This window comes from Streptosporangium album (assembly GCF_014203795.1).
Classification (GTDB): Bacteria; Actinomycetota; Actinomycetes; order Streptosporangiales; family Streptosporangiaceae; genus Streptosporangium; species Streptosporangium album.
Map to the genome: position 1 here is coordinate 175,637 of NZ_JACHJU010000005.1, position 25,160 is coordinate 200,796.

General features: G+C 68.6%; 23 protein-coding genes and 2 pseudogenes. 19 read left to right on the top strand and 6 right to left on the bottom strand.

The annotated features are described in order from the left end of the window. Nucleotides 1-39 precede the first annotated feature (39 nt). From FHR32_RS37175 to vph, 8 genes and pseudogenes are all read left to right on the top strand, one after another. Nucleotides 40-552: a hypothetical protein gene (locus FHR32_RS37175; RefSeq protein ID WP_184759174.1), complete on the top strand. Its 513-nt coding sequence runs from the start codon at nt 40-42 to the stop codon at nt 550-552. 46 nt (nt 553-598) lie between these two features. Next, on the top strand, nt 599-1,093 hold the full coding sequence (locus FHR32_RS37180; protein ID WP_184759175.1) for a hypothetical protein: 495 nt from the start codon (nt 599-601) through the stop codon (nt 1,091-1,093). 30 nt (nt 1,094-1,123) lie between these two features. Continuing rightward, complete coding sequence (locus tag FHR32_RS37185) at nt 1,124-1,708, top strand: TlpA family protein disulfide reductase (protein ID WP_221466758.1); 585 nt, start codon at nt 1,124-1,126, stop codon at nt 1,706-1,708. Beyond that, nucleotides 1,683-2,093 carry a hypothetical protein gene (locus FHR32_RS37190; RefSeq protein ID WP_184759177.1) on the top strand — a complete coding sequence of 137 codons (411 nt, stop codon included), beginning with the start codon at nt 1,683-1,685 and terminating at the stop codon, nt 2,091-2,093. The genes FHR32_RS37185 and FHR32_RS37190 overlap by 26 nt, the downstream gene beginning before the upstream one ends. Nucleotides 2,094-2,252: 159 nt before the next feature. Beyond that, complete coding sequence (locus FHR32_RS37195; RefSeq protein ID WP_184759178.1) at nt 2,253-2,741, top strand: hypothetical protein; 489 nt, start codon at nt 2,253-2,255, stop codon at nt 2,739-2,741. Continuing rightward, nucleotides 2,738-3,301: a hypothetical protein gene (locus tag FHR32_RS37200; protein WP_184759179.1), complete on the top strand. Its 564-nt coding sequence runs from the start codon at nt 2,738-2,740 to the stop codon at nt 3,299-3,301. Before FHR32_RS37195 ends, FHR32_RS37200 begins: the two co-directional genes overlap by 4 nt. 332 nt (nt 3,302-3,633) lie before the next feature. Continuing rightward, a pseudogene (locus FHR32_RS37205) lies at nt 3,634-4,573 on the top strand (IS630 family transposase); the annotation flags it as partial. Nucleotides 4,574-4,648: 75 nt separating this feature from the next. Next, nucleotides 4,649-5,530 (top strand): viomycin phosphotransferase, encoded by an 882-nt coding sequence (gene vph, locus FHR32_RS37210; protein ID WP_184759180.1) that lies wholly within the window; start codon nt 4,649-4,651, stop codon nt 5,528-5,530. Between the two features lie 100 nt (nt 5,531-5,630). Here the strand turns inward: vph and FHR32_RS37215 are convergent, their stop codons facing one another. Both FHR32_RS37215 and FHR32_RS37220 read right to left on the bottom strand, forming a co-directional pair. Continuing rightward, complete coding sequence (locus tag FHR32_RS37215; RefSeq protein ID WP_184759181.1) at nt 5,631-6,053, bottom strand: hypothetical protein; 423 nt, start codon at nt 6,051-6,053, stop codon at nt 5,631-5,633. 21 nt (nt 6,054-6,074) lie between these two features. Next, entirely contained in the window at nt 6,075-6,479 is a 405-nt protein-coding gene (locus FHR32_RS37220) for a hypothetical protein (RefSeq protein WP_184759182.1), read from the bottom strand. Nucleotides 6,480-7,086: 607 nt separating this feature from the next. On the opposite strand from FHR32_RS37220, the pseudogene FHR32_RS47515 reads away from it, so the two are divergent. Both FHR32_RS47515 and FHR32_RS47520 read left to right on the top strand, forming a co-directional pair. Next, a pseudogene (locus tag FHR32_RS47515) lies at nt 7,087-7,208 on the top strand (hypothetical protein); the annotation flags it as partial. A gap of 57 nt (nt 7,209-7,265) precedes the next feature. After that, the gene (locus FHR32_RS47520) at nt 7,266-7,580 is read left to right on the top strand and encodes a Tn3 family transposase (protein WP_376773446.1); all 315 of its coding nucleotides are present in this window, start codon (nt 7,266-7,268) and stop codon (nt 7,578-7,580) included. Nucleotides 7,581-7,601: 21 nt separating this feature from the next. Here FHR32_RS47520 and FHR32_RS37230 read toward each other — a convergent pair whose 3' ends face one another. Both FHR32_RS37230 and groL read right to left on the bottom strand, forming a co-directional pair. Beyond that, nucleotides 7,602-7,838, bottom strand: coding sequence for an alpha/beta fold hydrolase (locus tag FHR32_RS37230; RefSeq protein WP_184759183.1), 237 nt, complete (start codon nt 7,836-7,838; stop codon nt 7,602-7,604). Nucleotides 7,839-8,041: 203 nt separating this feature from the next. Next, nucleotides 8,042-9,664 carry a chaperonin GroEL gene (gene groL / locus FHR32_RS37235; RefSeq protein WP_184759184.1) on the bottom strand — a complete coding sequence of 541 codons (1,623 nt, stop codon included), beginning with the start codon at nt 9,662-9,664 and terminating at the stop codon, nt 8,042-8,044. A 217-nt stretch (nt 9,665-9,881) separates the two neighbouring features. On the opposite strand from groL, the gene FHR32_RS37240 reads away from it, so the two are divergent. Next, on the top strand, nt 9,882-10,496 hold the full coding sequence (locus FHR32_RS37240) for a TetR/AcrR family transcriptional regulator (RefSeq protein WP_184759185.1): 615 nt from the start codon (nt 9,882-9,884) through the stop codon (nt 10,494-10,496). A gap of 761 nt (nt 10,497-11,257) precedes the next feature. Here FHR32_RS37240 and FHR32_RS37245 read toward each other — a convergent pair. Then, the gene (locus FHR32_RS37245) at nt 11,258-12,091 is read right to left on the bottom strand and encodes an EamA family transporter (RefSeq protein ID WP_184759186.1); all 834 of its coding nucleotides are present in this window, start codon (nt 12,089-12,091) and stop codon (nt 11,258-11,260) included. Nucleotides 12,092-12,147: 56 nt separating this feature from the next. Between FHR32_RS37245 and FHR32_RS37250 the strand changes: the two genes are divergently transcribed. The 6 genes from FHR32_RS37250 (at nt 12,148) to FHR32_RS37275 (ending at nt 16,636) form a co-directional block, all read left to right on the top strand. Then, nucleotides 12,148-13,113 carry an ArsR/SmtB family transcription factor gene (locus FHR32_RS37250; RefSeq protein ID WP_184759187.1) on the top strand — a complete coding sequence of 322 codons (966 nt, stop codon included), beginning with the start codon at nt 12,148-12,150 and terminating at the stop codon, nt 13,111-13,113. 163 nt (nt 13,114-13,276) lie between these two features. Continuing rightward, entirely contained in the window at nt 13,277-14,125 is an 849-nt protein-coding gene (locus FHR32_RS37255; protein ID WP_184759188.1) for a tetratricopeptide repeat protein, read from the top strand. 35 nt (nt 14,126-14,160) lie between these two features. Continuing rightward, entirely contained in the window at nt 14,161-14,475 is a 315-nt protein-coding gene (locus FHR32_RS37260) for an aldo/keto reductase (RefSeq protein WP_312882905.1), read from the top strand. A gap of 204 nt (nt 14,476-14,679) precedes the next feature. Continuing rightward, the gene (locus FHR32_RS37265; RefSeq protein ID WP_184759189.1) at nt 14,680-15,333 is read left to right on the top strand and encodes a winged helix-turn-helix domain-containing protein; all 654 of its coding nucleotides are present in this window, start codon (nt 14,680-14,682) and stop codon (nt 15,331-15,333) included. A gap of 1 nt (nt 15,334) precedes the next feature. After that, on the top strand, nt 15,335-16,081 hold the full coding sequence (locus tag FHR32_RS37270) for an SRPBCC family protein (RefSeq protein WP_184759190.1): 747 nt from the start codon (nt 15,335-15,337) through the stop codon (nt 16,079-16,081). 18 nt (nt 16,082-16,099) lie between these two features. After that, on the top strand, nt 16,100-16,636 hold the full coding sequence (locus tag FHR32_RS37275) for a dihydrofolate reductase family protein (RefSeq protein ID WP_184759191.1): 537 nt from the start codon (nt 16,100-16,102) through the stop codon (nt 16,634-16,636). A 55-nt stretch (nt 16,637-16,691) separates the two neighbouring features. Here the strand turns inward: FHR32_RS37275 and FHR32_RS37280 are convergent, their stop codons facing one another. Further along, nucleotides 16,692-17,747: a LacI family DNA-binding transcriptional regulator gene (locus FHR32_RS37280; protein ID WP_184759192.1), complete on the bottom strand. Its 1,056-nt coding sequence runs from the start codon at nt 17,745-17,747 to the stop codon at nt 16,692-16,694. Nucleotides 17,748-18,069: 322 nt separating this feature from the next. Here FHR32_RS37280 and FHR32_RS37285 point away from each other — a divergent pair, with 322 nt between their 5' ends. After that, entirely contained in the window at nt 18,070-20,928 is a 2,859-nt protein-coding gene (locus FHR32_RS37285; protein ID WP_184759193.1) for a family 43 glycosylhydrolase, read from the top strand. Between the two features lie 166 nt (nt 20,929-21,094). Next, nucleotides 21,095-25,051, top strand: coding sequence for a family 78 glycoside hydrolase catalytic domain (locus FHR32_RS37290; RefSeq protein WP_184759194.1), 3,957 nt, complete (start codon nt 21,095-21,097; stop codon nt 25,049-25,051). Nucleotides 25,052-25,160: the final 109 nt, after the last annotated feature.

Here is a 25,160-nt window from a genome sequence, read left to right on the forward strand (position 1 = left end):
TATCTGCCTGTCCATTCACCATCTGGAGGAGAGCCGGGCATGAATTCTGATCCCGTTGGCGAGTTGCGCATACGCAAGGAACAAGCGTTAACCGGTTTCGCGGCCTCCCCGGAGCCCAGCGTGTGCGCCGTCACCCGGTACTCCCCGGGTTTCGTGTTGCAGGTCGAGGTGGGCTCGTCACCTCTCGCGGACAGCCTGCGGGCGTACGGGGAGGCTACGTCGGACAAGTCGCGGGCCGATGCGCCCGTGAAGACCGGCCTGTCCTCAGAGTCGACGCGACCCCCCGAACGGAGCCTCTACCCACCGCAGCCGAGCGCTTCCTACCGGGCCGGTGACGTCGTCGTGTGTTCGCAGCCCGACGGCAGCGTGCCCACCAAGCCCCAGCTCGCGGTGTTCCTCGCCGACGTCAGCGGCATCCAGCCGAGGGACGCGGTCGTCGGCAGGATCGAGAACCTCGACACCATCCAGAGGCTGGTCGACGCCGCCGCGAAGCAACCGGCCTCCAACGAGCTGCTGACCGTGCAGCTCACCACCTCTCTCGTCATCGTCTAGGGACCAGATGCAGTACGTGCTCGGTGTACTGGCGTGTACGCCACTGATGGCCTCCACGATCGCGAAGGCGTGGGACTGGGCCTGGAACGCCAAGTCCCGCTCCATCCTGCCGACTTCCCTGGACCGTTCGCTCACCGTCGTCCAGGCCCTGCTCTGTGCCTGGTTCGTCCTAGCTCCGGCAGTCTGGGCGCTTTTCGCCGTAGCCGCTCTCTACGCGACGATGGGAATCGCGGTCCTGTGGCTTCGGGTGCACAGAGGGCCCGCGGACTGCGGCTGCTGGGGTCGCTCCCGGCCGGGCCGGCTGAGTTTCCGGCTCGCGGCCACGAACCTCGCCCTCGCGGCGGCGGCCGCGGCGGTCACGATGCTGGAAGCGGTGAATCCGGAATTCGCGCTACGGCTCTTCGTGCTGGCCACCGTCGCGATCATCCTGTTCTTCCTCATGGTGGTCGTTCCCGCCTACCGGCCGCTGATCAAGCGTTATCGAGAACTGGCCGACAGGTATCGGCCGTGGGCCGCCGGGTTCCCTCATCTTCGATCCTGATCGCCTGACCTTAGAGAGGAGATCGCGAGAATGTCGATCGCCATCGTGGTGATTGTCGCCGTCTGTCTCGTGTTCACGATCCTTAACATGATCATGACAGCTGTGCTCTTCCGGCAGCTGGGCCTGTTCGTTCTGGGGACCTCGCGCGGCGCCAACGACAGTGGCATCTCGATCGGCCGCAGAGTGCCCAAGACCGAGCTGCCCGACATCCGCACGGGCCAGCCGGTGAATCTGCACGACGGGCGGGGGAAGCTGCTGTTCTTCGGCTCGACCACCTGTGGCGAATGCGCGCAGATCTACCCGGAGATCCTGGACGTGGAGCGTCGTTACGACATTCCCGTGGTGAACATCCTCTTCGGCTCGGACGTGGCCGACCTGTCGCAGTATGTCGAGAAACTCGACCTCAAGGGGGCCACCGTCTTCGCGACCGAGGACATCGCGCAGGCCTACGACGTCGAGGTGAGCCCATTCGCGTTCGTCGTGGACGACCGCGGAATCGTCGTGGCCAAGGGACTGCTCAACAACCGCGGCCGACTCATCGAGATGCTGGCTCCGATCCAGCAGGTGGAATTTCCTGAGGAGACCTTGAATGACATCGAAATTATCGCGCGATGAGAAATTCCAGCTGGGCGCCGCCCGGCTGACCCGGCGCATCGGACGGCGTAAGTTCCTGGGCAGGTCGGGTGCGGTGGCGGCGGCCATCGCCGGGTTCGTCGTCGGGGTCGACGCGGCCCCCGCCTTCGCGCACGGTACGTGCAACCCGCCCCACGGCGCATACTGCCGAGGGTGTGCCGCGAGCTCGGCGTGCCCGAGTGGCTTCGCCACCTGCACCCCCAGCTACAACCGTGGCTGCGGCCTGTGCCCGTACAGCAGCGGCTGGTGGTACACGGGGACGTCGCCCAACCGGCACAAGTGCCGTGACTGCATCTCTACGATTTACGGCCCCATCGGGTGCAGTGCCACCTGGCACTGCGGCTGCAAGTCCACGACCCACTACTGACGAGGGCTGCTCATGACGTACGTATCAGTGGTTCTGGCGGCGATAGCCGGCGTGCTCTCCTTCGGCACCTCTTGAGGCCTCAACGCTGCCGGCACGCTGTATGCGTCGCCTCCGGGTTGGGCTCGTAGTTTCGCGCGCGGACTCGTCCGCGGAGCAGGCATGCTGGCGGTCGTCGTCCTCGTGCTCGCTGCTCTTTCGTGGTCGCTGCCGGTGCGGCAGGAGGTACGGCAGGTGGCGGCCGCGACTGTGGTCGGAGCCTTCATGGTGAGCGAGATTCTGGGCGGAGTCGGGCATCGCAGAATGTCGCTGCGCTGGCTGGTACCGACGACATTGGTCAACGGCAACGATGCAACGGCCGCGATCCGGTGGGGTCGCTCGCTCGGCTTCGGGTTCCTGACCGACGCTCCCTATGCGGTTTTCCATGTGGCGCTGGTCGTCCCTGTTATCTTTGGTCAGGTCGGCGTAAGTCTCGTCGTGGTCATCGCATTCGTTGTGGCTCGCGCGGTTCCTTATCTGATCGCGCCTATCGGGCGTAACGCGTCCTCGATCGGCGACTTCACAATCAGCGGCCGTGCCGTGCTTTTCGACGGCGCACGAATCGTGTCCGCCGCGGCGTTGGCGGCCACATTCGTCTGGATGGTGCTGTGAAGAGACTGATGAACGCGGTGACCGCGATCGTGCTGATCGCGGTCACCGCCGCCTGCGCGCCGAGCGAGGTCGAGCCCACGGCCGCCGACCTGCTGGCACGCCCGCTGGAGGTTCCCCAGGTCCCGCCGGGCGGCGAATGCCCGGTCACCAAGATCATGACGCGTCCCACCTCGCTGGCCGGCGACCTTCTGGGCGACGGCCCGGCGAGACCGGCCATCGAGTCGACGCTGCCCTACATCGGCGATGATCCGGGCACCCTGTTCGCGGGCAGTGGGTGGGGCGGGGAGAAGGTGCTGTGGCTGACCGACCCCGGTCTGATGGGGCCCCTCGTGATCAAGGGGAAGCAGCTGGACGGCGACGGTCCGGTCAAGTTCGACGGCACGGACGGCCGGCCCCTGCTCGACGAGATCGTCATTGCGCCCGACCCGTCGGCCAAGGACTGGCGCGACCGCCCGGGTTACGTCCGCCTGAAGCAGCCCGGCTGTTATGCGTTCCAGGCGGACACCGCCGACGCCACACACGTCATCGTCTTCCGAGCCACAGGACCCGTCGTCTCGTGAGCACTGTTCGTTCCCTGATAGAGCACGACGGCTCGATCTGAATCTGACCCCGGTAACCGGAGTGACCGGCGCCGGCCGTACCGGCCCGGCTCGTGGTTGTCAGAACCACTCTCGGCGGCCTCATCAATCAGTACAGCCAAGCCGGTTGAGAGGAGATCTCCCTCAGCCAGCCGTCGAGCCAGCTCGTTGAACGCCTGCGCGCCATCGCCAATGAGCAATCCCGCCTGGCCAAGCTAGTGATCTGACCGGGAAGGTTCACCGGGTTGCCATTCGCGCTTGGGCCCTGCGGGCAGTTGGATGTGACGACATCCGATCTGGTACGTGGAGGTTCGGTGGCAGAGCCGGTCAAGGTCCGCGGACTGACCGACCAGGAGGGGCAGCGGCTGCAGCAGATCGTGCGCCGGGGCACTACCAGCACGGTGCGCGATGATGCTGCTGGCCTCAGCCGGCGGAAACACCGTGCGAGTGATCGCCCAGCTGGTCCAGGCCGAAGAGGACACGGTGCGCGATGTGATCCACCGATTCAACGAGATCGGACTTGCCTGTCTGGACCCTCAATGAGCGGGAGGCCGCTCCCGCCTGCTCAGCAGTGACGACGAGGACTTCGTCATCCAGACGGCCACCACTCGCCCGCGCAAACTCGGCCAGCCCTTCACCTGCTGGTCGATCCGCAAACTTGCCGCCTACCTGCACAAAGTCCAAGGCCGGACGATCCGCATAGGCCGCGAGGCCTTACGCACCCTGCTCGCCCATCGCGGAATCACTTTCCAGCGCACCAAGACCTGGAAGGAATCCACCGACCCCGACCGCGACGCCAAGCTCGACCGCATCGAGTACGTCATCGAGCACTTCCCCGACCGCGCCTTCGCCTTTGACGAGTTCGGTCCGTTGGGCATCCGCCCTACCGGCGGCAACTGCTGGACCGAGCAAGGCCGGCCCGACCGAGTGGCCGCGACCTACCACCGCACCCACGGCGTCACCTACTTCCACGGCTGCTACTCCATCGGCGCCGACACGATGTGGGGCGTCAACCGCCGCCGCAAGGGCGCGGCCCACACCATTGCGGCGCTGAAGTCGATCCGGGCCGCCCTCCCGGACGGTGCCCCGATCTACGTGATCCTCGACAACCTCTCTGCCCGCAAGGGCGCAAAGATCCGCCGGTGGGCGGAGAAGAACAAGGTCACGCTGTGCTTCACCCCGACCGGTGCCTCCTGGGCGAACCCGGTCGAAGCACACTTTGGACCGCTGCGGCAGTTCATCCTCGCCAACTCCGATGGGGCGGCCGCCCCATCACCGACGCGGCATGACCCAGCACACCGGTAAACGTTCCCGGTCACGGTATTAGAGATGGAAAGTTCACCCATCAAGGAAATCCTTGAGACGCACCACGCCCTGCTGAGTCGGCTGCTGCCCCATGACAAGCCGGACGGTCTCACCGTCCGGCAGGGGCAGTTCCATCATGTGGTGATCGGCTCGGATCGTGTCGTGTGCTTCGCTCGTACCGAGGCGGCAGCTACCCGGCTGCCCGGGCGGGCGGCCGTGCTGCGCGCGCTCACCGGGCTCGACCTCGGCTTCCGCACACCCGAGCCGCTGGTCGAAAGCGACACTCAGGGCACAGACGGGCCGCCGTTCCTGGTACTCAGCCGAATCCCCGGAGCGCCGTTGGAGGGCGACGTGCTCGAACACCCCGAGGTGGCCGATTCGGTGGCGGCGCAGTACTCCACACTGCTGGCCGCGCTGGCCGCGGCGGGCGCTGACGAGGAGATACGAGCGGCGCTGCCGCACGCGCCGGAAGGTGAGTGGCAGGAGTTCGCAACAGACGTCCGCGCAGAGCTGTTCGCGCTCATGTCCGACAATGGGCGTCAGCGCGCCGAGAGGGAGCTCGCGGCGCTCGACAGCCTTCCCCACCTCACCACCGCGGTGGTGCACGGTGACCTCGGTGGCGAGAACGTCCTATGGGAGATCGCCGACGGGCGGCCTCGGCTCAGCGGAGTGGTCGACTGGGACGAGGTCACGCTCGGTGACCCCGCCAATGACCTCGCGGCCGTTGGCGCCAGCTACGGGAAGGACCTGCTGGACCGGGTCCTCGCATTGAGTGGCTGGTCGGGGAACGGCATGGCCGCCCGGATCGCCACGATCCGTAGCACGTTCGCCCTGCAGCAAGCCCTCTACGCGAACCGCGACGGCGACGAGGAAGAACTGGCGGACGGCCTGGCCGGCTACCGCTGAGCGCGTGCCGTTCACTCCTGCGCCGTGACCGTCTTCTCCCGCCACCGCTGGCCGCTATCGGGCAGGGCTGACAGCCGGCCGTAGAAGGGGCAGCAGATGATCAGGTGCAGTGCTCCCAGCCGCTCAACGTCTGGAAGGTCTGGCCGACCGAGTCGGAGAACCTGCCACCCCACTGGACGCACCTGTTGTTGGCGTACGCCCGCACCGGCCCGGCATAGGTCTTGTACTGGCCGCCGTCACGGTAGATGGTGGACGAGCCTTGCACCTGGATGCGTGCCTCGGTGAACGTCGAAGTGCCTGCCCCTCTGTCCTTTATCGCAACGACGCAGTTGTGACCGTTGCTGTTGTTGTAGAGCAGGTAGTACGTGCCCCACGGTGAGTCCGGCATCCGGTCGATGATCCGATAGCCAGACCCGCAGATGCTCTCAGGCGTTGCTGCACTGGCGGGTAGGGCAGGTGTCACAAGGGCCGCGGCGAGCGCGGTCACCACGGCAGCGCGAACGTAGGCACGGGAAGCGGTCATGATGAAAGGTCCTTTCGGTAATTATCCGCAGTGAGAAGCCGTGGGCGATGTGGACGCCTGTGTCGAATAGATTTTGCCGATCGCGAAGATGCACCGGCCCCCGGCGGGCAGCGAACGAGGTCCCGCGTAGTACTTGTACTGGCCGTCGTCGTAGTCCATGGCGCGCTGCTTGCAGGAGCTGGCCGGACTGGTTTCCTCACAGACGATCAGGTAAACCGCCATGAATTTGGAGGCGCCCCAGGTGGAACTGGACGAAACCGTTTTCGCGCAGTTGCGCTTGGTCGCGGAGTCGTAATAGACGTCCAGATGGCCGTATGTCTTAATCGGGATGTGCTCGATGAGCGAGCCGGAGCAGTCAGCGGCTTGCGCGGGGGACGCACCGGGCGCCACCAGCGCGACCATGACCAGCGATATTGTGGTCACCATCGATCGTAAGCTCATGCCGTCCTTTTTTCGGCTGGCCCGGTCGGTGGACCGGTGTCGGGGTTAAGGATCACTGCGCGCCCCGTAAAGGTCAAGAGGATCAAGGGCTCGCGAATCGGACTATTCAGGCATTTTCATGGCCTGAAGGTATAAGGTGCGTACATAATCCGAATTATGGTTGTTATGGGCATATGTAGCCCCGGTTTGCGGATGGCCGAAAGGTGGGCCGCGCGAGGTGGATCGGATGCCGGCGACCCGCCTCGCGGTATCGGCCTCGTGTTTGCTTCGCGATCAGATAGGTGTTCGCCACGGGGGGTGAGTTCGCCTATCACCGGAAAGCCTGGGATCTCGCCCGCGATGAGCAGGCCGCCTGAGGTCTGCGCATCGGCGAGGAGAAGACGTTCATTCTCCGAGAGGTTGCCGAAGTCGCAGCGGGGGCGATCCAGTCGAGGTTCCGGCGGGATCCGCCGCTGATGCATCCATCACGGATGGCCTCTCGGGCTCCTTCCAGGTAAGGCACGGCGGCGCTGTCGATGACGGCGGAGATGCCGCTTGCCCTGGCACTGCGGCACTGGAACGCGCACGGCTCAGCCACGTCGCCCAGAACTACCTGTCGGCCGAGATGTTCTCGCTGGCCAATGCCCCGTTGATCGAGGAACAGGCGAAGATCGGCTTCGCCCAGCAGTTCGGCGGTGGCCTGGTCGCCGCCATCGACGGGATGCGGTTCGCGGTCCCCTCCACCTACACCCGGCCCAACCGCAGGCAATTCGGGCAGAAACGCAGGCTGACCTGGCTCAACTCGGGGATGCGATCGCCATCTATGGCTGGATATTCAAGACCCGGCACATCCTCACCTACGCCGTCGAAGAACCCTACCGGCGCGACATCAAGGGCATCCGCAACCTGCAGGAGTTCCGCCACGCCCTGGCGCGGCTCCGGGCCGAGGGCTACCGGCTGGCCAGCGACGATGTTGCCCGCCTGTCGCCTTTCCAGCGCCAGCGCATCAACGTGATCGGGACCTACACTTTCGCGCTTCCCGACCTCGGCCTCGCCGGGATGCGGGACCTGCGCAACCCCGATGAACCGGATTGGGATGAGAAATGATCGGGGCCGACTGTGATCACCTCATCGACGATTCGCACGCCGCCCGCGAACACGCGTCTTGCCGAATCCGGGTTCGCTATGCGCCTGCGGTGGCCGGCAGCCGCGGATCGCGGCGGTGATGGCGGGCCAGAGCGGGCGGGGCAGGTCGTGGCCCATGCCGGGGAAGGTGATCAGCTTGGCGCTTGGGATGGCGGTGGCGCGGCCGCCGTCGGCGGTGACGAGGGGGTTGTGCCGTCCGTACAGGACGAGCGTGGGCACCACCACCGTGGCCAGGGCGTGCGGGGGTCGCGGAAGGCGAGGATGGCCGCGTTGTGGCGGCGCTCCGGCCGGATCCAGGCCACCGCACTGGTGGATCAGGCGGGCGAGCTCGCCGTGCCACGCCTGGTCCAGGTCGGGTAGGACCGTGCAGTACTGCGCGGTCCTACCCGAACCCGGGGTGCGAATCCCCTGGGCGACCCGGACTAGAAGTCCATGTCGCCGCCGGGCATGGCGGGAGCGGCCGTGGTCTTCTCGGGCTTTTCGGCGATGACGGCCTCGGTGGTGAGGAAGAGCGCCGCGATGGAGGCGGCGTTCTGCAGCGCGGAGCGCGTCACCTTGGCCGGGTCGATGATGCCCGCCTCGAACATGTTGACGTATTCGCCGGTGGCGGCGTTGAGGCCTTCACCGGGGGTGAGGTTGCGGACCTTCTCCACCACGACGCCGCCCTCGAGGCCGGCGTTGACGGCGATCTGCTTCAGCGGCTCCTCCAGTGCCTTGCGGACGATCGCGGCACCGGTGGCCTCGTCGCCGGTGAGCTCCAGCTTGTCGAAGGCCTTGGCGCCGGCCTGCAGCAGGGCCACGCCACCGCCGGGGACGATGCCCTCCTCGACGGCCGCCTTCGCGTTGCGGACGGCGTCCTCGATGCGGTGCTTGCGCTCCTTGAGCTCGACCTCGGTCGCCGCGCCGGCCTTGATGACGGCCACGCCGCCGGCCAGCTTGGCGAGACGCTCCTGGAGCTTCTCGCGGTCGTAGTCGGAGTCGGTGTTCTCGATCTCGGCGCGGATCTGGTTGACCCGGCCGGCGATCTGCTCGGCGTCGCCGGCACCGTCGACGATGGTGGTCTCGTCCTTGGTCACGACGACCTTGCGGGCGCGGCCGAGCAGGTCGAGGGTGGCGTTCTCGAGCTTGAGGCCGACCTCCTCGGCGATGACCTGACCGCCGGTCAGGATCGCGATGTCGCCCAGCATGGCCTTGCGGCGGTCACCGAAGCCCGGGGCCTTGACCGCGACCGACCGGAAGACGGCCTTCATCTTGTTGACGATCAGAGTGGCCAGGGCCTCGCCCTCGATGTCCTCGGCGATGATCAGCAGCGGCTTGCCGGATTGCACGATCTTGTCGAGCAGGGGCACCACGTCTCTGTTGGCGGAGATCTTGCCGCTCACGATCAGGACGTAGGGATCGTCCAGGACCGCTTCGAGCCGGTCGGGGTCGGTGATGAAGAGCGGGGCGATGTAGCCCTTGTCGAAGCGCATGCCCTCGGTGAGTTCGAGCTCCAGGCCGAAGGTGTTGCTCTCCTCGACGGTGATGACGCCTTCCTTGCCGGCCTTGTCCATCGCCTCGGCGATCATCTCGCCGATCTGCGGGTCGCCCGCGGAGATGGAGGCGGTGGAGGCGATCTGCGCCTTCGTCTCCACATTCCTGGCGAGGTGGGACAGTTCCTCGCTGACGCGTTCGACGGCGGCCTCGATGCCTTTTTTCAGGGGCATCGGGTTGGCGCCGGCGGCGACGTTGCGCAGGCCCTCGCGTACCAGGGCCTGGGCGAGCACGGTGGCGGTGGTGGTGCCGTCGCCGGCGACGTCGTCGGTCTTCTTGGCGACTTCCTTGACGAGCTCGGCGCCGATCTTCTCCCAGGGGTCCTCGAGCTCGATCTCCTTGGCGATGGAGACGCCGTCGTTGGTGATCGTGGGGGCGCCCCATTTCTTCTCCAGCACGACGTTGCGGCCCTTGGGGCCGAGGGTCACCTTGACGGCGTCGGCGAGCTGGTTCATACCGCGCTCGAGACCGCGCCGGGCGTTCTCGTCGAACGCAATCATTTTCGAAGCCATTGCTGCTCCTGCTCTTGATGGGGGCTCTCCGGGACGGCGCCCGCGACGGACGGTCTGCCGGCAGGTGGCCAACCTGCCGGCGGACCTCGCCGTCCCGGCATACGCCTTGTGGTTGGCACTCTCCAGGCGTGAGTGCCAGGCGTCCCGTCGCACTCTACCCACAACTTGCGTGGAACGCACGTAGTGCGCGTCACGCAGCATCGGGTAGGGTTGATCCATGAACGACGACGCCATGGACCTCCGGTCACGCAACAGGCAGGCCACTCGGGAGGCGATCAGCCACGCCGCGCTGAGCCTGGCCATCGAGCAGGGCCCCAACGGGCTGGCCCTTGTCCGCGTCCATGACATCGCCACGGCCGCGGGTGTCTCACCCCGCACCTACAACAACTACTTCTCCAGCAGGGAGGAGGCGATCTGCTCCTTCCAAGCCGACCAGTCCAGGCGTGCGGGACGGGCGCTGCGCTCCCGGCCCGCCGACGAGCCACTCGACCAGGCCATCATCACGGCCGTGATCGAGCTCTACACCAACCCCGAGCCCGACAAGGCCGGCCTGCGCATGATCATGTCGACGCCCGCGCTGGAGGGCGAGGCGCTGAAGGCGTTCACCATGGCGGAGGGCCCGCTCGCCGAGGCGATCGCGGCGCGCACCGGCACCGACCCCGGACGCGATCTGTTCCCTCCCGTCACGGCCGCCGCGGTCGCCGGCGCCATCCGCGTGGCGGGGCGGCACTGGCTCGAGCCCGGCAACACCGAATCCTTCGCCACCACCCTGCGCCGCGCCCTGTCTTTCGTCTTCCCCGCCGCGCCGCCCGAAGGCCCGCAGGATCGGTGACCAGCACGCACAGGCCCGGCGTTTGAGATATCGCCGATTCGGACAGGGCCCCGAAGGGGCGCCGGCGCCATGATGGGGCGTCGGCGGCGCGGCGTTGCCGCATGCTGCGGGTCAGGTCGGTGACCCGGTCGGCCAAGACGGCGGCCTGACGGGGCCGGTGGCGTTGCTCGTGCATCGCGCTGATGGCCTTGACCAGCAGCACCACGGCGACGGCCAGCGGGATCCAGTTGGTGGTGGCCGGGGCCCGCCGGCTGACGTGGGCGATCGCGGTGAAGTCACCACCGCGGTCCATCGTGCCGTTGCGGGTGGGGCGGATTTGGCCGGGGGCCTGGGCCGGCCAGGCCAGCGCGTCACCAGGTATATGCGAGACGACATGACAGCGACATGACAGGGAACGTGTTCTCTTCGGGCGACGTCAGGCTTGGTGATGACGCCGGTCGGCCCGCTGGCTAGATCTCCGATGTGACAGGGAAGCGCCCGTTCCCTGTCACGTCCACCGCGCTTGATCACATCTCTGACCTGGTCGTACGGGGCTCGCGTGTACCTGGTGACACGCTCCTCAACGACAGACCGATTCGTCGCGGTCCGGGCCGCTCCTCGAGGATCGACGAAACCTGACCCGTCCTTTCGTCGTGCAGGCCTCGCCGCCGCGGTGCACGACGAATCCCCGCGCTCTACGTGGCGGGCTCGAAGTCCTTGCCGCAGGCTCCGCAGGAGATCGATCCGCGCTCCCACGGAGTGAGCCGGCCCTTGAGGAATGCTCAGGTGGGGGAGGTGAGCAGGATGATCCCGAGAGTCACGGTCACCGCGGCCGTGACTCGGCGCCATCCGAAGCGTTCGGAGAAGAAGACGGCGCCGATGATTGCGCCCCACACGACACTGGTTTCGCGCAGGGCGGCGACCTGGGCCAGAGGGCTACGGGTCTGGGCCCACACCACGATGGCGTAGGCGAGCAGGGACACGATGCCGCCCGCCGCCGGCATCTGCCAGCCGGTGCGCAGCGCGGGGGCGACGGCGCGGCCGCGCACGGCCAGGGCCATGAGGGCGACCACGGATCCCTCCAGGAGGAACAGCCAGGCGATGTAGGGCAGAGGATGGGAGGTGCGTCGCACGCCGAGCCCGTCCACGACGGTGTAGGCCGCGATCGACAGGCCGGTCAGCAGCGCGGCGGTGACGGCCGGGCCGGTGACGGCGGTGCGGTGCCGGGCGACGGCGAGTGCGACCAGCCCGCCGCACACCACGACCAGGCCAGCGAGCTGGAGCGGGCTCAGCCGCTCGCCCAGGACGGCGCCGGCGACGGCGACCAGGAGCGGCGCGCTGCCCCGCGCCAGCGGATAGACCTGGCCGAAGTCGCCGAGGTCATAGGAGCGGATCAGTAGTGCGGTGTAGGCGACGTGCAGGACCACCGAGGTGAGCAGGAACGGCCAGGCCGGCCCCGCCGGCGGCCCGGCGGCCACCGCGACCGGCAGGGACACCAGCGCGGAGGCGGCGCCCATCACCACGAACGCGGCGTACCGGTCAGGGACGGCTTTGGCCAGGGCGTTCCAGACAGCGTGCAGAAGCCCGGCGAACAGGATGGCAAGTGCGGTGACCATGGTGCTCACCCCACCGCCGGTCCGGCTGGGCCGACAGTGATTTAGCCTGGGCCTCAATGCACGAGCTGATCCTGGACGTCGGCGACCTCGCCGAGACCCGCTTCGCCCTCTCCCCGCTGCTGGAGACGGTGCTCAGCCTGCGCATCTGGCACCAGCCCGGCTATTATGTCCGGCAACGTCCCTGGCTGGCGGTGGCCGCGCGCGGTCTCGGCGACCTCGACATCGCCTTGCTGCTGGCCCTGGTCGGCCCCCGCCGGCTCGTCCCGGACTTCCTCACCCCGCGCCCGGGGCGTCCGGTCACCGACTTCACCGCCGAACTGGACCGCGCCCGTGCCTGCGACCCCGACCGGGTCGCCGCCGACATCCGCGCCGCCCATGCCGGCGGCACCCTCCCCGACATGCTGCGCTCCGGGCTACGGCGGCCCGCTCGCCTGCGCGACCGGCTCGCCGACCTGCTGCAGACCTACTGGACCGCGACGCTTGCCCCGCACTGGCCGCGTCTGCGCGGCGTGCTGGAAGCCGACCTGCGCTACCGGGCCTCCCGCCTGGCCGATGGGGGCGCCGCCCTGCTGTTCGCCGACCTGGACCCCGCCATCACCTTCCACAACGGGCGTCTGCGCACCCGCCTGAACATCCCCCACACCGACACCCGCACCCCCGTCACCGGTCGCGGCCTCTGCTTGGTCCCGACCCTGTTCGTCAACGCCCCCGGCACCCCCAACAACCCCGACCACCCACCGATGATCATTTATCCGGCGCGTGGGTCCGCCACCGCCTGGCAGCCGCCCCCGCCGGCGCCCGCCGTCCTGGCCGCGCTCGTCGGCGCGCCCAAAGCCGCCATCCTGACCGCCCTGGTCCAGCCCCGTTCCACCACCGACCTGGCCCACCTGCTCACCGTCACCCCCAGTGCGATCTCCCACCACCTGAAGACGCTGCACGCCGCAGGGCTGGTGGGCCGAGCCCGCGCCGGGCGCAGCGTCCTATACATCCGCACCGCTCTCGCCGACCAACTCACCCCCTGACCATGCCCGTCAACCGGTGCCAAGACCGAGCCAACGGTGCGTAGGTAAGTCGGGCTTACCGGTGATGGGCCGTCGGCCGGGCCTTGCCGCCCGGTTGGCCTAGGCGGGTCGGCTCCTGGCGGAAGTCTCCGGGGAGGCGGAGTACGCGGAGGATCTGGCGGACGTGGCGCGTGCCGTTCGCGAGGCGTACACCCAAGTTCGGCGGGTGGATCCGGGAAGCCTGGAGGCGGCCGTCGGCCTCGCCGTGCTGGGTGGTGCCGAGCTCCGCGGCCACATGGTCAACCGCGTGGACACGGGCTGGTGGGAGGAGGACTGGAAGCCCACCGCCCAGATCCCGCCAGATGACGGCGTCGGCCGCGCTCTCGTCGACGAGGCGGTCCGTGCGGCCCGTCATGTCCTGTCCCTCGACCCGACCAACAACCTCGCCGCCTACCTCGAAGGGCTGGCCCACGAGTGCGGTGGCGCGCGCGAGCAGGCGTTGGGCGGCTACCTGCGGGCGCTGGAGCTCGACCGGTGGGACGAGGGTGCGCTGACCCGCGCGAACGCGCTCGACGATGAGTACGTCGCCGCACCCGCCGAGGGACCGGAGCCGAACCCGCACTCACGGCACTTCTGGCTGCTCCGCAGCAGTGAGCTGATCAGCAACTCCGGTGACGAGCGGGTGGTGTACCGGCGCCTCAGCGACTCGGCCGACGTGCGGTACGCGATCGAGTCGGTGCTGGTGGAGGTCAAGGCACGTAACCCCGACCTGGAGTCGGCCTGGGGGACCGACGAGTACTCCGACTGCCAGGACGGTGGCTTTGACCTGAGCACGTACGCCCCGGGACGGCCGCCGAGCGGATTCGACGTGTACGACGCGCTCCGCCGGACGCCCTCCGGGGAGCTCATGGTGGACTGGGCGGCCGTGGACCTTGACGAGCCGCCGTCCGGCAAGCGCCTACCACCCGGACAACCGGTACGTGTCGACGGCCGCACGCACTTTGACGGTCAGCACGAACCCGTGGAGGAGTGAGGGTCGTTCGGGACGTGGGGTGTCGGTAAGGCTCGATCCACCAGCCGCAAACGACCGGACCCGAACAGTCTCGGGAAGCCTCCATCGCTGTGGCCCGACGCGCCGTCGACCTGGGCGTCACGCTGATCGACACCGCGCACCTGTACGGGTGGGGTGCCAACGAGGAACTCCTCGCCGAGGCGCTGCACCCCTATCCGGATGACCTGCTCATCGCGACAAAGGTCGGGGTCGCCCCGCCGAACCCCCCGCACGATGCGGCGATCTGCGGTCGGCCGGATTTCCTGCGGGATCAGGTCGAGCAGGGCCTGCGCCGACTCCGGGGCGAACGGCTCGATCGGGTCCAGCCGTGATGAGCCCCCCGAGGACCGGCCCCTACTCCTCCGGAGCGATCAGGCTTCGGCGGCGGTGTGTTCGTCGGCCCAGAACGCGATCAGCTCTTCGGAGGTGAGCTGATCGGCCGGGCGGTTGGGGGATCCCATCCGGCGGGGCTACCGCGTAGACCGACGGAAAGTTTTGTCTTGACAAGAAGAGTTGTCGCTGAGAGGCTTTTTGGCATGTGGGAAGTGGCGGTGATCGAGGACGCGGCGGCGGCGGGAGTCACGCTGGATCCGATCCGGGCGCGGTTGTTGGCCGAGCTGGTCCAGCCTGGTTCGGCGAGCAGCCTGGCGGCCCGGGTCGGGCAGCCCCGGCAGAAGGTGAACTACCACCTCCGGGAGCTGGAGCGGCACGGCCTGCTCGAGCTGGTCGAGGAGCGGCGCAAGGGCAACATGACCGAGCGGGTGCTCCAGGCGACGGCGTCGTCGTACGTCATCTCGCCGGCGGCGCTGGCCGCGGTTGAGCCAGACCCGGCGCGGTCGCCGGACCGGCTCTCGGCGCGCTGGCTGCTGGCGGTGGGCGCTCGGCTGGTGCGCGACGTCGGCGCGCTCATCACCGGGGCGACCAAGGCCGGTAAGCGGGTCGCGACCTACGCGCTCGACGGGGAGGTGCGGTTCGCCACGGCGCACGACCGTGCCGCCTTCGCGGAGGAGCTCACCAACGCGGTGACCGGACTGGTCGCCAAGTACCACGACGAGAAGGCGGCCGGCGGCCGGACGTACCGGGTCATCATGGCCGTCCACCCGTCGATCCCCCCGACCGCAAGCGACGACACAAAGGCCACCGAGACAGCAGCCAGCGAGCTACCGGCCAACGAGAGGAAAGAGTCCTGACGTGGGCCACCACTGGGAGCAGCGCGACGAGGCAACGGTCGAAGCGAGTGTCGAGGAGGTGTGGGAGGCCATCGCCACCGGCCCGGGAATCGACTCGTGGTTCATGGGTCGCAACGAGGTGGACCCCGGCCCGGACGGCGCGGTCCGCACGTCGACGGGATCGTTCACAATGGACTCCGCCATCACCGGGTGGGAGCCGCTGCACCGGTTCGCGCACCGCGGCACCGATGGCCCGGACGGACGGTTCATCGCGTACGAGTACCTCATCGAGGGGCGCGATCAGGGCAGCACTGTGCTGCGCATGGTGGCGAACGGTTTCCTGCCCGGCGACGACTGGGAGACCGAGTTCGAGGCCATGAGCCTCGGCGGCGCGATGTACTTCGCGACGCTCGTCGCGTACCTCAACCACTTCGCCGGACGGACCGGGCAACCGATCAACGTGTCGGGGCCGCCCGTGACCGACTGGCCGACCGCCTGGGCCGAACTGCACCAGGCCCTGGGTCTCTCCGCCTCGCCCCGGGTCGGAGACCCGGCCCGGGCCACCGTGCCCGGGTTGCCGGCCGTCGAGGGAGTCGTCGACTTCGTCAACCCGCACGCCATCGGCATTCGGACGCCCGATGCGCTCTACCGCTTCATCCGGGGCTACTTCGGCTCGATCGTCCTGGGGCACCACATTTTCAAGCAAGACGACACCGGCACCGACACCGCGCAGGCGTGGCGGACCTGGCTCAACGGCCTGCCCGCCTGACACCCAAGGAGAACTGACATGGGAAGCATCAAGTCCGGCCTGTTCATCTCGCTCGACGGCGTGACCGAGGCCCCGGACACGTGGCACTTCGGCTACTTCAACGAGGAGATGGGCAACGCGGTCGGCTCGCTCATGGGCGGCAACGACGCCATGCTGCTCGGCCGCCGCACGTACGACGAGTTCGCGGGCTACTGGCCGAACGCGGACGCCAACGACCCGATGACCAAGCAGATGAACGGCACCCGGAAGTACGTGGTGTCGAACACGCTGACCCAGGCCGACTGGGAAAACACCACAGTGGTCGGTGGCGACGACGTGTATGACCAGTTGCGCGCTCTGAAGGCCGATCAGAACCTGGGCATCACCGGCAGCGGGACGCTGGTGCGATCGCTGCTGGCGGAGGGGCTGCTTGACGAGCTGCACCTGTTGGTGCACCCCGTCGTGCTCGGCGCCGGCCAGCGGCTGTTCGAGGGTTCGGCCAAGGTCCCGCTGAAGCTGGTGAGCTCGGCGACGTTCAGCACGGGCGTGCTGCACCTGGTCTACGCGAACGAGTAACGAAGAGGACGCGAGCGCGCGCCGGGGCCTTCCGGCGCGCGCTTCCGTTCGACGGCTACGGCCATCGTGGTTGATGACGGCGGCGAGGCGGCCGGCCGATCGTCCGGTCGCTCGAATCGCGCACGACCAGTTCTGGATCGAAGACGACCTGGCGGTGCTGATGGCCGCTGTCCTCGGTCGTCTCCTCGATGAGCAGCTCCGCGGCGGTCCGCCCGAGCAGCTGCCGGGGCTGGCGCACCGAGGTGAGCGGCACCGCGGCGGCGGCCGCGAAGTCGATGTCGTCGTAGCCGACGATCGCCACGTCCTGCGGGATCCGCACGCGGCGGCGGGTCATCTCCTGCAGCACGCCGAGAGCGAGGAGGTCGTTGGCGCAGAAAACGGCGGTCGGTCTGGGCGTCGCCCCGGCGAGGCGGGCGGTGGCGTCCCGGCCGGCGGCGACGTTGAGCGCGGTGCTTTCGACGACGTGCAGTTCGGCGGCGTCACGGCCCGCGGCCCGCATCGCCTGGACGGCGCCCTGGTAGCGATCCTGGACCTGCCGGATGGTCAAGGCGCCGACGAACGCCAGGTGCTCGTGCCCTTGCGCGAGGAGGTGAGCCACGGCCAGTTCCCCGCCGAGGACGTCGTCCACGGCGACCGAGCATTGCGCGTCCTCGGTCGCCCGGCGGTCGAGCAGCACGATCGGGGTGCCGCGCCTGCGCAGGCGCTCCAATCGATTGTTGGTCGCGGTGACCGGTGTGACCAGGATTCCCTGCACCCGCTGCTCTTCGAGGAGGTCGAGGTAACGGGACTCCTTGGCCGGGTTGTCATCGCTGTTGCAGAGGATGACCACGAGACCGGCGTCATTGGCGGCGTCTTCCACACCTCGTGCGACGTCGGTGAAGAAGGGGTTGGCGACATCGAGGACGACCAGCCCGACCGTGCGGCTGTGGCCGGCGCGCAGGTGCCGGGCCGACTCGTTGCGGACGAAGCCGAGATCGCGGATCGCGTCGAGGACCCGTCGGCGCGTCGATTCGGCGACGACGTCGGGTCTGTTGAGGACGTTGGAGACCGTGCCGACGGAGACGCGGGCCATGTTCGCGACGTCACGGATGCTCACGGGGTGTCGGCTCATGTCTCCCTCGTCTCGTCGGCTCCTGCCTTTACCGGACTGACCCGGGTTCGGCATTGGTTCATGGGCGTTGCTTCACAGCGTATCCGCCGTTAAAACGATTCACCACCTCCCTTTATGCCGTTGGCCGGGTCCCGGACGAGCCCTTCGGCCACGACCGCCCGGGATCCGGCCGGCATGGGCGCGAAGACCGTGAAAATCGCCGCGCAGGCCTGCGACGGAGGAAATCCGTTAACAGCCCCTTCACGGCTTGGGCACCAGCTCGTAATCTGCTTGAAACGATTCATTATCTGGAGGTTAGGCCATGGGTTTACGGTGGTGGAGCATGCATGCCCTGCAGGCGACCGCGACCGTCTGCGCGGCGCTCGTGCTGGCGGCAGGCTTCGCGGTCACATGGTCACAGCCCGCGCTGGCGGACGTCACGGCGAGCGTGACGAACTTTGCCGCTGATGGTCGCCAGCAGGTGCGTTTCGACACCGCCGGCGACGCGGTCGACGCGCACGACGGCCAGATCGCCCAGTTCGGTGACGCCTACTACCTCTACGGCACCAGCTACGACTGCGGCTACCAGTGGAAAGTCAACAGCGACTTCTGCGGGTTCAAGGTCTACTCCTCGCCCGACCTGACGAACTGGACCGATCGCGGCTACGTCGTGCCGCCCCGGGACTGCACGTACTGCTTCCGGCCGCATGTCGTCTTCAACCGCGCCACCGGCCGCTATGTCATGTGGGTCAACGACCAGGACGCCCTGGACAACTTCCGGGTCTTCACCAGTGACCGTCCGACCGGACCGTTCACCGAGCAGCCCGTGCCCGACCTGCCGTCGACAACCCCCTGCACCGCCGACCTGGGGCTGTTCGTCGACCACGACAATGCCGGCTACCTCACCTGCAGCAACGCGGGCTGGCACGTGGCCGTGCTGCGACTCAGCGCCGACTATCTCCAGCCGACCGACACCTACAGCGTGCTCGGCGTGACCAAGGTCGAGGCGCCCGCGCTGTTCGAACGCAACGGCACCTACTATCTCACGATGTCCGATCCGAACTGCGGCTACTGCACCGGCACCGGCACCGCCTACGTCAGCGCGCCGACCCCGCTCGGGCCCTGGACCGGCGTCGACGCCTGGACGGTGCGGGATGGTGTGCTGGACGTGGCCGGCGGACTCTACGGGCTCTCGGCGCGCAGCGACGACTGGACGGACTACACCTTCTCGTTCGACACCGCGCCGATGGCGAAAACAGACGGAGTCGGTTCGCAGGCCGGTTGGTCGGTGCGGATGAAGACGCCGGACAAGGGTTATCTGTTCCTGCTGTCCGGATCGGGGGAGACCGCGGGCAAACTCACCGTGCTGGAGCGTAACGGCGCGACCGTCAACAGCCACGCGGTGACGCTGCCATATCCGGTCCACCCCGGCGAGTGGCACCGCGTCTCGGTGACCGTCGCCGGCCAACGCATCACCACGACGCTGGACGGCGTCCAGGTCGACAGCTTCACCGACGCCACCTACACCGCGGGCGGTGTCGGCTTCCGCGAATGGAACGGCGCGAACCTGGAGTCGGCCCGCTTCGACAACGTGAAGGTCGTCGCGGCGGACGGCACGGTGCTGCTCGCCGACGACTTCTCCTCGTCCGACCTGGCGCAATGGGTGCCGCCGCTGGCCGGCCGCAAAATCAGCGGTGACTCCTGCGGCGGCCAGCCAGCCCACGTCACGACGTTGACCGGGGCCGACGGCCAGCCCGTGTACCTGTACTTCAGCGACCTCTGGGACTTTCACACCAACGAGGCGCTCGCCAACTACCACTGGGAGCCGCTGCGCTTCGACGCCGCGGGCACCATCCAGCCGCTGCGCTGCGATAACAGCGTGGTGGCATTGGCCTCCGGGCACCCCGGCCATCCCGACCCGGTGCCCGGCCTGGACCAGTCCAGTGAGTCCGGTGCGTTCTCCCACGCCTGCCCGGTCACGCTCGGCGCGCGCTACGGGCAGACGTTCACCGTCGGCCGGTCGGGCCCACTGAGGTCGGTCGCCGTGACCGTCTTCAAAGACGGGACGGAGAGCGGACGGGTCCTGCGCAATCCGCCGACCGGACCACTCGACGTGCGTCTCACGACGCTCACCTCCGACGGCGTTCCCGACCGGACCCTGTGGTCGACCTCGATCCGCCCCGAACGGATCGGCTGGTCGCCGCGTCAACTCGTCCTCGAATCGGGAATCAAGGTGGTCAAGGGGCAGCGCCTCGCGCTCGTACTGTCCATGGGCAGCCAGCAGGGTTGCTACGGCGTCGAACGTGACCCCGGCGACCCGTACGCGGGTGGCGTGGCGCTCTCCGGCGACGACCAGACGCTCGCGCCGGTCGCGGACACCGACATCAAATTCCGCACGGTCATCGGCGCACCCGCCGCCAAACCCGTGAAACTGAAGCCCACCGCCACGACCACCGTGCTCGCACCGCAGCCCGGTGTGCCGGTGCTGCCCGGACAACCGACCAGGGCGGTGTTCCGGGTGGCGAATCTCACCGACCACGCGGTGCGCGTACCGGTTGAGGTCGAGGCGCCGGACGGCTATTCGGCCGTCCCGGAGACCAGCACCATCGACATCGGGGTTGGCGAGACGGTGCCGGTGGTCGTAGCGGTGAACCGGGCCGTCACCGATCCTGACGCGGGAGACATCAGGGTCCGCGCCGGGGCCGGGTCGGTCACCGCCCCGGTCACCCCGACCGAGAACGTGCTGCGTACCGCGGTGGTGAGCGCATCGAGCACGTACGACGGCTGGCGCCCGAGCCGGGTCAACGACGGCCAGATCCAGGCACAGCACTCATACTCGCTCTGGAACGGCGGCGCCGGCTGGAACGACAACGACAAGAGCGTTTTCCCAGACACCCTCACCGCGACCTGGGACGCGCCCACTCGGCTGGGCAGCGTGCGGGTGCGCACACTCGACGCGCCCGAACAGCCGGCGGAACAGTACAGCGTGCGCGACTTCGAGGTGCGTGCGCTGATCGGTGGGGCATGGCAGGTGGTCGGGCGCGTCTCCGGCAACGTCGCAGGCACCGTGGACGTCACGTTCCCGCAGGTGGCGACCGATGCGCTCCGCCTGGTGGTCACCGGCTCCAACGACCGCGGCTACAGCCGGATCGTGGAGCTGGAGGGCTACACCGCCGAGCCTCCCCCCTCCGCTACCCGCTGAACCAGCCCGCACTCTGAACCAGTCCCATCCGGCCCAGGAGGTCCCCCCGATGGCATCCCGATTTCCCGCGGCACACCAGCCGCCAACGGCCTTGGCGCCACCCGGCATACCCACCACAGCGACGTGGGCCAGTCGGATGAGCCCCGTCACGGCAACGAGGCGGGTCATGGCCACGCTGGTCGCCGGCACCCTGCTCGCGCTGTACGCGGCCGTGCCTTCCGCGGCGGCCGCAGCGGCCACCGCGGGGGACACCACCGTGGGGGAGCTGCGGGTCGACGCGCTCGTCGACCCGCTCGGGATCGACGACGCCAGCCCCAGCTTGAGCTGGGAGATGGTCTCGGCCCGCCGGTCCGTGACGCAGACCGCCTACGAAGTGCGTGCCGCCACGTCGGCGGAGCGGCTCGACCATCCGGACCTGTGGCAGTCCGGCCGGGTCAACTCCGACCAGTCGATCGGCGTGCCCTGGGGCGGCGTGGACCTGCGCTCGCGCCAGCACGTCGTCTGGCAGGTCCGGGTCTGGGACTCCGCCGGCCGGGTGTCCCGCTGGAGCAAGTCGGCCTCGTGGGAAATGGGGCTGCTCGATGCGAGCGACTGGTCGGCTCGCTGGATCGCCAACCCTGACTGGCTCGACCGCAAGCCCCAGCCGGTCGTGGTGACGGTGCCACCGCAGGACGCCCGGTACGTCCGTATCACCACCACCAAGCTCGGCCTGCCGCTCAAGGAGGGAAGTTCGCTGCTCTACCGGCTCCAGCTCGCCGAGGTGGCCGTCCAGAACGGCGTGGACGGTGACAACCTGGCGCGCGGCGCGGGGATCAGCTCCAGCGACCCGAAGACCTACCCGGGCAAGTGGGAGCCAAAGTTCGCCACCGACGGGGAGCTCACCACCAACCAGCAGCCTTTCGGGTATTCCAGCGCCGGCTACTCCGGCCCGGTGCCCACCAAGCCGATCAGCCTGACCGTCGACCTCGGCCAGGTCCGCCACCTCGACCGTGTGCTGCTCTACCCGCGGACCGACACGGTGACCGACGACGGGCACACCCCGAACGCCCCGGCCGACTTCACCGTGGAGACGGCGGGTGAGGACGGGACGGACTTCGCCACCGGGGCCACGGTGACGGGCCAGGTGGCACCGCCTCCGTTCAACCTCGACTTCCCGGCGATGCCGCTGTTCGCCAAGCAGTTCACGCTCGACGCCCCCCTACGCAGCGCCCGCCTCTACGCCACCGGTCTCGGTATCTATGACGCGCGCGTCAACGGCCGGGCGGTGAGCAAAGCGGTGCTGCAGCCGCCGAACACCGACTACCACGAGCGCCTGGTGTACTCAACGACCGATGTCACCGGTCTGCTCAAGCAGGGCGAGAACGCGCTGTCGATGCGACTCGGAGCCGGCACCTCGATCGTTCCGGACACCCCTGACCGCTACACGAAGTGGTCCGGGGTGCTGGGGCCGCCGAAGCTTCTCGCCCAGCTCGAGCTCACCTACGCCGACGGCCGGGTCGAGCGGATCGCCTCCGACCAGACCTGGCGCACCGCGCTCGGGCCAACGACCTTCACGCAGTGGTACGGCGGCGAGGACGCCGACGCCCGGCTGGAGCAGCCCGGCTGGGACCGGCCCGACGCCGACCTTTCCGGGTGGAAGGCGGCCGGAGAGACCGACGCACCCACGCCCGGCCTGCGGCTCACCGCGCAGATGGCGCCGCCGATCCAGCAGGTGGACCGGGTTTCCACCGTGAAGATAACTCAGCCCGAGGCCGGCACATACCTGTTCGACCTCGGGCTGAACATCGCCGGCTGGCCGGAGCTGCGCGTCAGCGGCCCGGCCGGCACCACCGTGACGCTGAAGCCGGGCGAGCGGCTCGGCGCCGACGGCCTGGTCGACCAGTCCACGATGATCCGCGGCGGAGCCACCTACCCGCCGATCCTCGACCACTACACGCTGGCCGGTCGGGGCGAGGAGGTCTGGCATCCCAACTTCGTCTACCACGGGTTCCGCTATGTGCAGATCACCGGCCTGCCCTCGGCGCCTACCCCGAAGACTCTGAGTGGCATCGTGCTGCGCGCCGCGAACGAGGAGTCGGGGTCGTTCTCCTCATCCAGCGCCCTGCTGGATGGCATCCACAGCATTATCAACCGGGCCATCCAGGGCAACATGTACAGCATTCTCACTGACTGCCCCGACCGGGAAAAACTCGGCTGGCTGGAGGAGACCCACCTCGTCTTCGGCGCGGTGAGCCGCAATTACGACGTGGCGGCCTACTACCGCGAGCTCGTGCGGAACATGGTCGAGGCGCAGGAACCGAGCGGGCTCGTCCCCGACATCGCCCCGCAGTACGTGGTGTTCTCCGGCGACGTCCATGATGAGCCGAACTGGGGCAGCGCCGTCATCCTGGCGCCCTGGCAGATGTACCGCGCGTACGGTGACATCGACACCCTGCGTTTCGCCTATGACGCGATGCGGCATTACTTCGATTACCTGTCGACAAAGGCCAAGGGCGACCTGCTCGACTACGGTCTCGGCGACTGGGCTGCGATCGACAAGAGCACACCCGACGGGATGACGGCGACCTTCGCCTACCACCGCGACGCCGTGACGCTCGCGAAGATCGCCCGCCTGCTCGGCCACGACGACGACGCGGCGCGTTACGACGCGGTCGCCGAGCGGGTCGCGGCGGCGTTCAACACCGCATTCCTGCACGCGGACACCGGCACCTACGCCACCGGTAGCCAGGCCAGCGATGCTCTCGCCCTGGACATGGGCGTCGTGCCGGAAGAACTGCGCGGCCGCGTCTTGGAGCACCTCGTCCAGAGCGTCCGTGCCGCCGGCAACCACGTCACGGTCGGTGAGGTCGCGCTGCCATCGCTGCTGCGGGTCCTCTCGGTGGCCGGCCGCGACGATGTCGTCTACGACATCGCCAGCCAGACCTCGAACCCGAGCTACGGCTACCAGGTCGTCCACGGCGCCACCGCGCTCGCCGAATACTGGGACGGCCCGACCGGCTACGGCTCGCAGAACCACTTCATGCTGGGGGCGCTGGACGAGTGGTTCACCGCGGGCATCGGTGGCATCCGGCAAGCCGAGGATTCGGTCGGCTTCCGCCAGTTGGAGATACGCCCGAGCGTGGTCGGGCGCCTCACGCATGCCGAGTCCTCCTACCGCACACCGTACGGCGAGGTGCGCACCGAGTGGCGGCGCACGGGCACCACCTTCCACCTCGACGTCGACGTGCCGCCCGGCACGACGGCGAGCGTCGAGGTGCCCCTGTGGGCGGGTCACGGGGGCGCGACGGCGACCGCCGGCGCCCGCCCGGTGCGGACCACCGAGGACAGCGCCGTCTACGAGGTCGGCTCGGGAACCTGGTCGTTCGTCTCGCACACCGACGGTGTGGTTCCGGAGGACCGGGAGCAACTGGCCGTCGACGCCCCGGCGGCGCAGGTGCCTGTGCTCCCCGGTGAGGCGGCCACCGCCACGTTCACCGTGCACAACCTGATGGACGATCCGGTCACCGTACGGGTCGGCGTCGAGGCCAGCACCGGCTTCACGGCGACCGCCAAGCCGAGTACGCGTACCATTCCGCCGCACACCACGGTTGCCGTCCCGGTCCAGGTGGAGCGGACCGACGCTTCGGCGGCATCCGGGCAGGTGAAGCTGACCGCTGGTGACAGTGCCGCGAGCGCACCGGTCACCGCCACCGACAACTGGGCGCGGGGTGCGACGATGAGCGCCTCAAGTGCCCACTCGGGGTCGTCGGCGGAGTTCACCAACGACGGGGTCACCGACTCGGGGGTCTGGAGCAACGGCGTCGGCGGCTGGAACGACGACACCTCGAAGGTATTCCCGGACACGCTCACCGCGACGTGGAGCCATCCGGTGACGCTGTCCCGCGTGCGCCTCTTCACGCTCGACAGTGCCCAGTATCCGGCGGCCCGCGTCGGCGTGCGCGACGCCACGGTCGAGGCATCGGTCGACGGCAGCTGGCGTCCGGTCGCGACGATCGCCGGCAACACGGCCGGCGTTGTCGAGCGCACCTTCGCACCAGTGGAGGCGACCGCGCTGCGGCTCGTCGTCACGGACTCCAACGACCACACGTTCAGCCGTGTCCTGGAACTGGAGGCCTACGCTTGATCTCACGCACCCCATCGACACCTCCGACGCGGTGCCTACCCCGGGCATCCCCGACACGCTGCATCCCAACCGGCTCCTACTCCGGAACCCGGCAGTGCGGAGCCCAGGT

Coding starts and splice junctions, on each gene's coding strand:
- FHR32_RS37175 (WP_184759174.1), top strand. CDS start 40: ATGAATTCTGATCCCGTTGGCGAGTTGCGCATACGCAAGGAACAAGCG.
- FHR32_RS37180 (WP_184759175.1), top strand. CDS start 599: ATGGCCTCCACGATCGCGAAGGCGTGGGACTGGGCCTGGAACGCCAAG.
- FHR32_RS37185 (WP_221466758.1), top strand. CDS start 1,124: ATGTCGATCGCCATCGTGGTGATTGTCGCCGTCTGTCTCGTGTTCACG.
- FHR32_RS37190 (WP_184759177.1), top strand. CDS start 1,683: ATGACATCGAAATTATCGCGCGATGAGAAATTCCAGCTGGGCGCCGCC.
- FHR32_RS37195 (WP_184759178.1), top strand. CDS start 2,253: ATGCTGGCGGTCGTCGTCCTCGTGCTCGCTGCTCTTTCGTGGTCGCTG.
- vph (WP_184759180.1), top strand. CDS start 4,649: ATGGAAAGTTCACCCATCAAGGAAATCCTTGAGACGCACCACGCCCTG.
- FHR32_RS37215 (WP_184759181.1), bottom strand. CDS start 6,053: ATGACCGCTTCCCGTGCCTACGTTCGCGCTGCCGTGGTGACCGCGCTC.
- FHR32_RS37220 (WP_184759182.1), bottom strand. CDS start 6,479: ATGGTGACCACAATATCGCTGGTCATGGTCGCGCTGGTGGCGCCCGGT.
- groL (WP_184759184.1), bottom strand. CDS start 9,664: ATGGCTTCGAAAATGATTGCGTTCGACGAGAACGCCCGGCGCGGTCTC.
- FHR32_RS37240 (WP_184759185.1), top strand. CDS start 9,882: ATGAACGACGACGCCATGGACCTCCGGTCACGCAACAGGCAGGCCACT.
- FHR32_RS37245 (WP_184759186.1), bottom strand. CDS start 12,091: ATGGTCACCGCACTTGCCATCCTGTTCGCCGGGCTTCTGCACGCTGTC.
- FHR32_RS37250 (WP_184759187.1), top strand. CDS start 12,148: ATGCACGAGCTGATCCTGGACGTCGGCGACCTCGCCGAGACCCGCTTC.
- FHR32_RS37265 (WP_184759189.1), top strand. CDS start 14,680: ATGTGGGAAGTGGCGGTGATCGAGGACGCGGCGGCGGCGGGAGTCACG.
- FHR32_RS37275 (WP_184759191.1), top strand. CDS start 16,100: ATGGGAAGCATCAAGTCCGGCCTGTTCATCTCGCTCGACGGCGTGACC.
- FHR32_RS37280 (WP_184759192.1), bottom strand. CDS start 17,747: ATGAGCCGACACCCCGTGAGCATCCGTGACGTCGCGAACATGGCCCGC.
- FHR32_RS37285 (WP_184759193.1), top strand. CDS start 18,070: ATGCATGCCCTGCAGGCGACCGCGACCGTCTGCGCGGCGCTCGTGCTG.
- FHR32_RS37290 (WP_184759194.1), top strand. CDS start 21,095: ATGGCCACGCTGGTCGCCGGCACCCTGCTCGCGCTGTACGCGGCCGTG.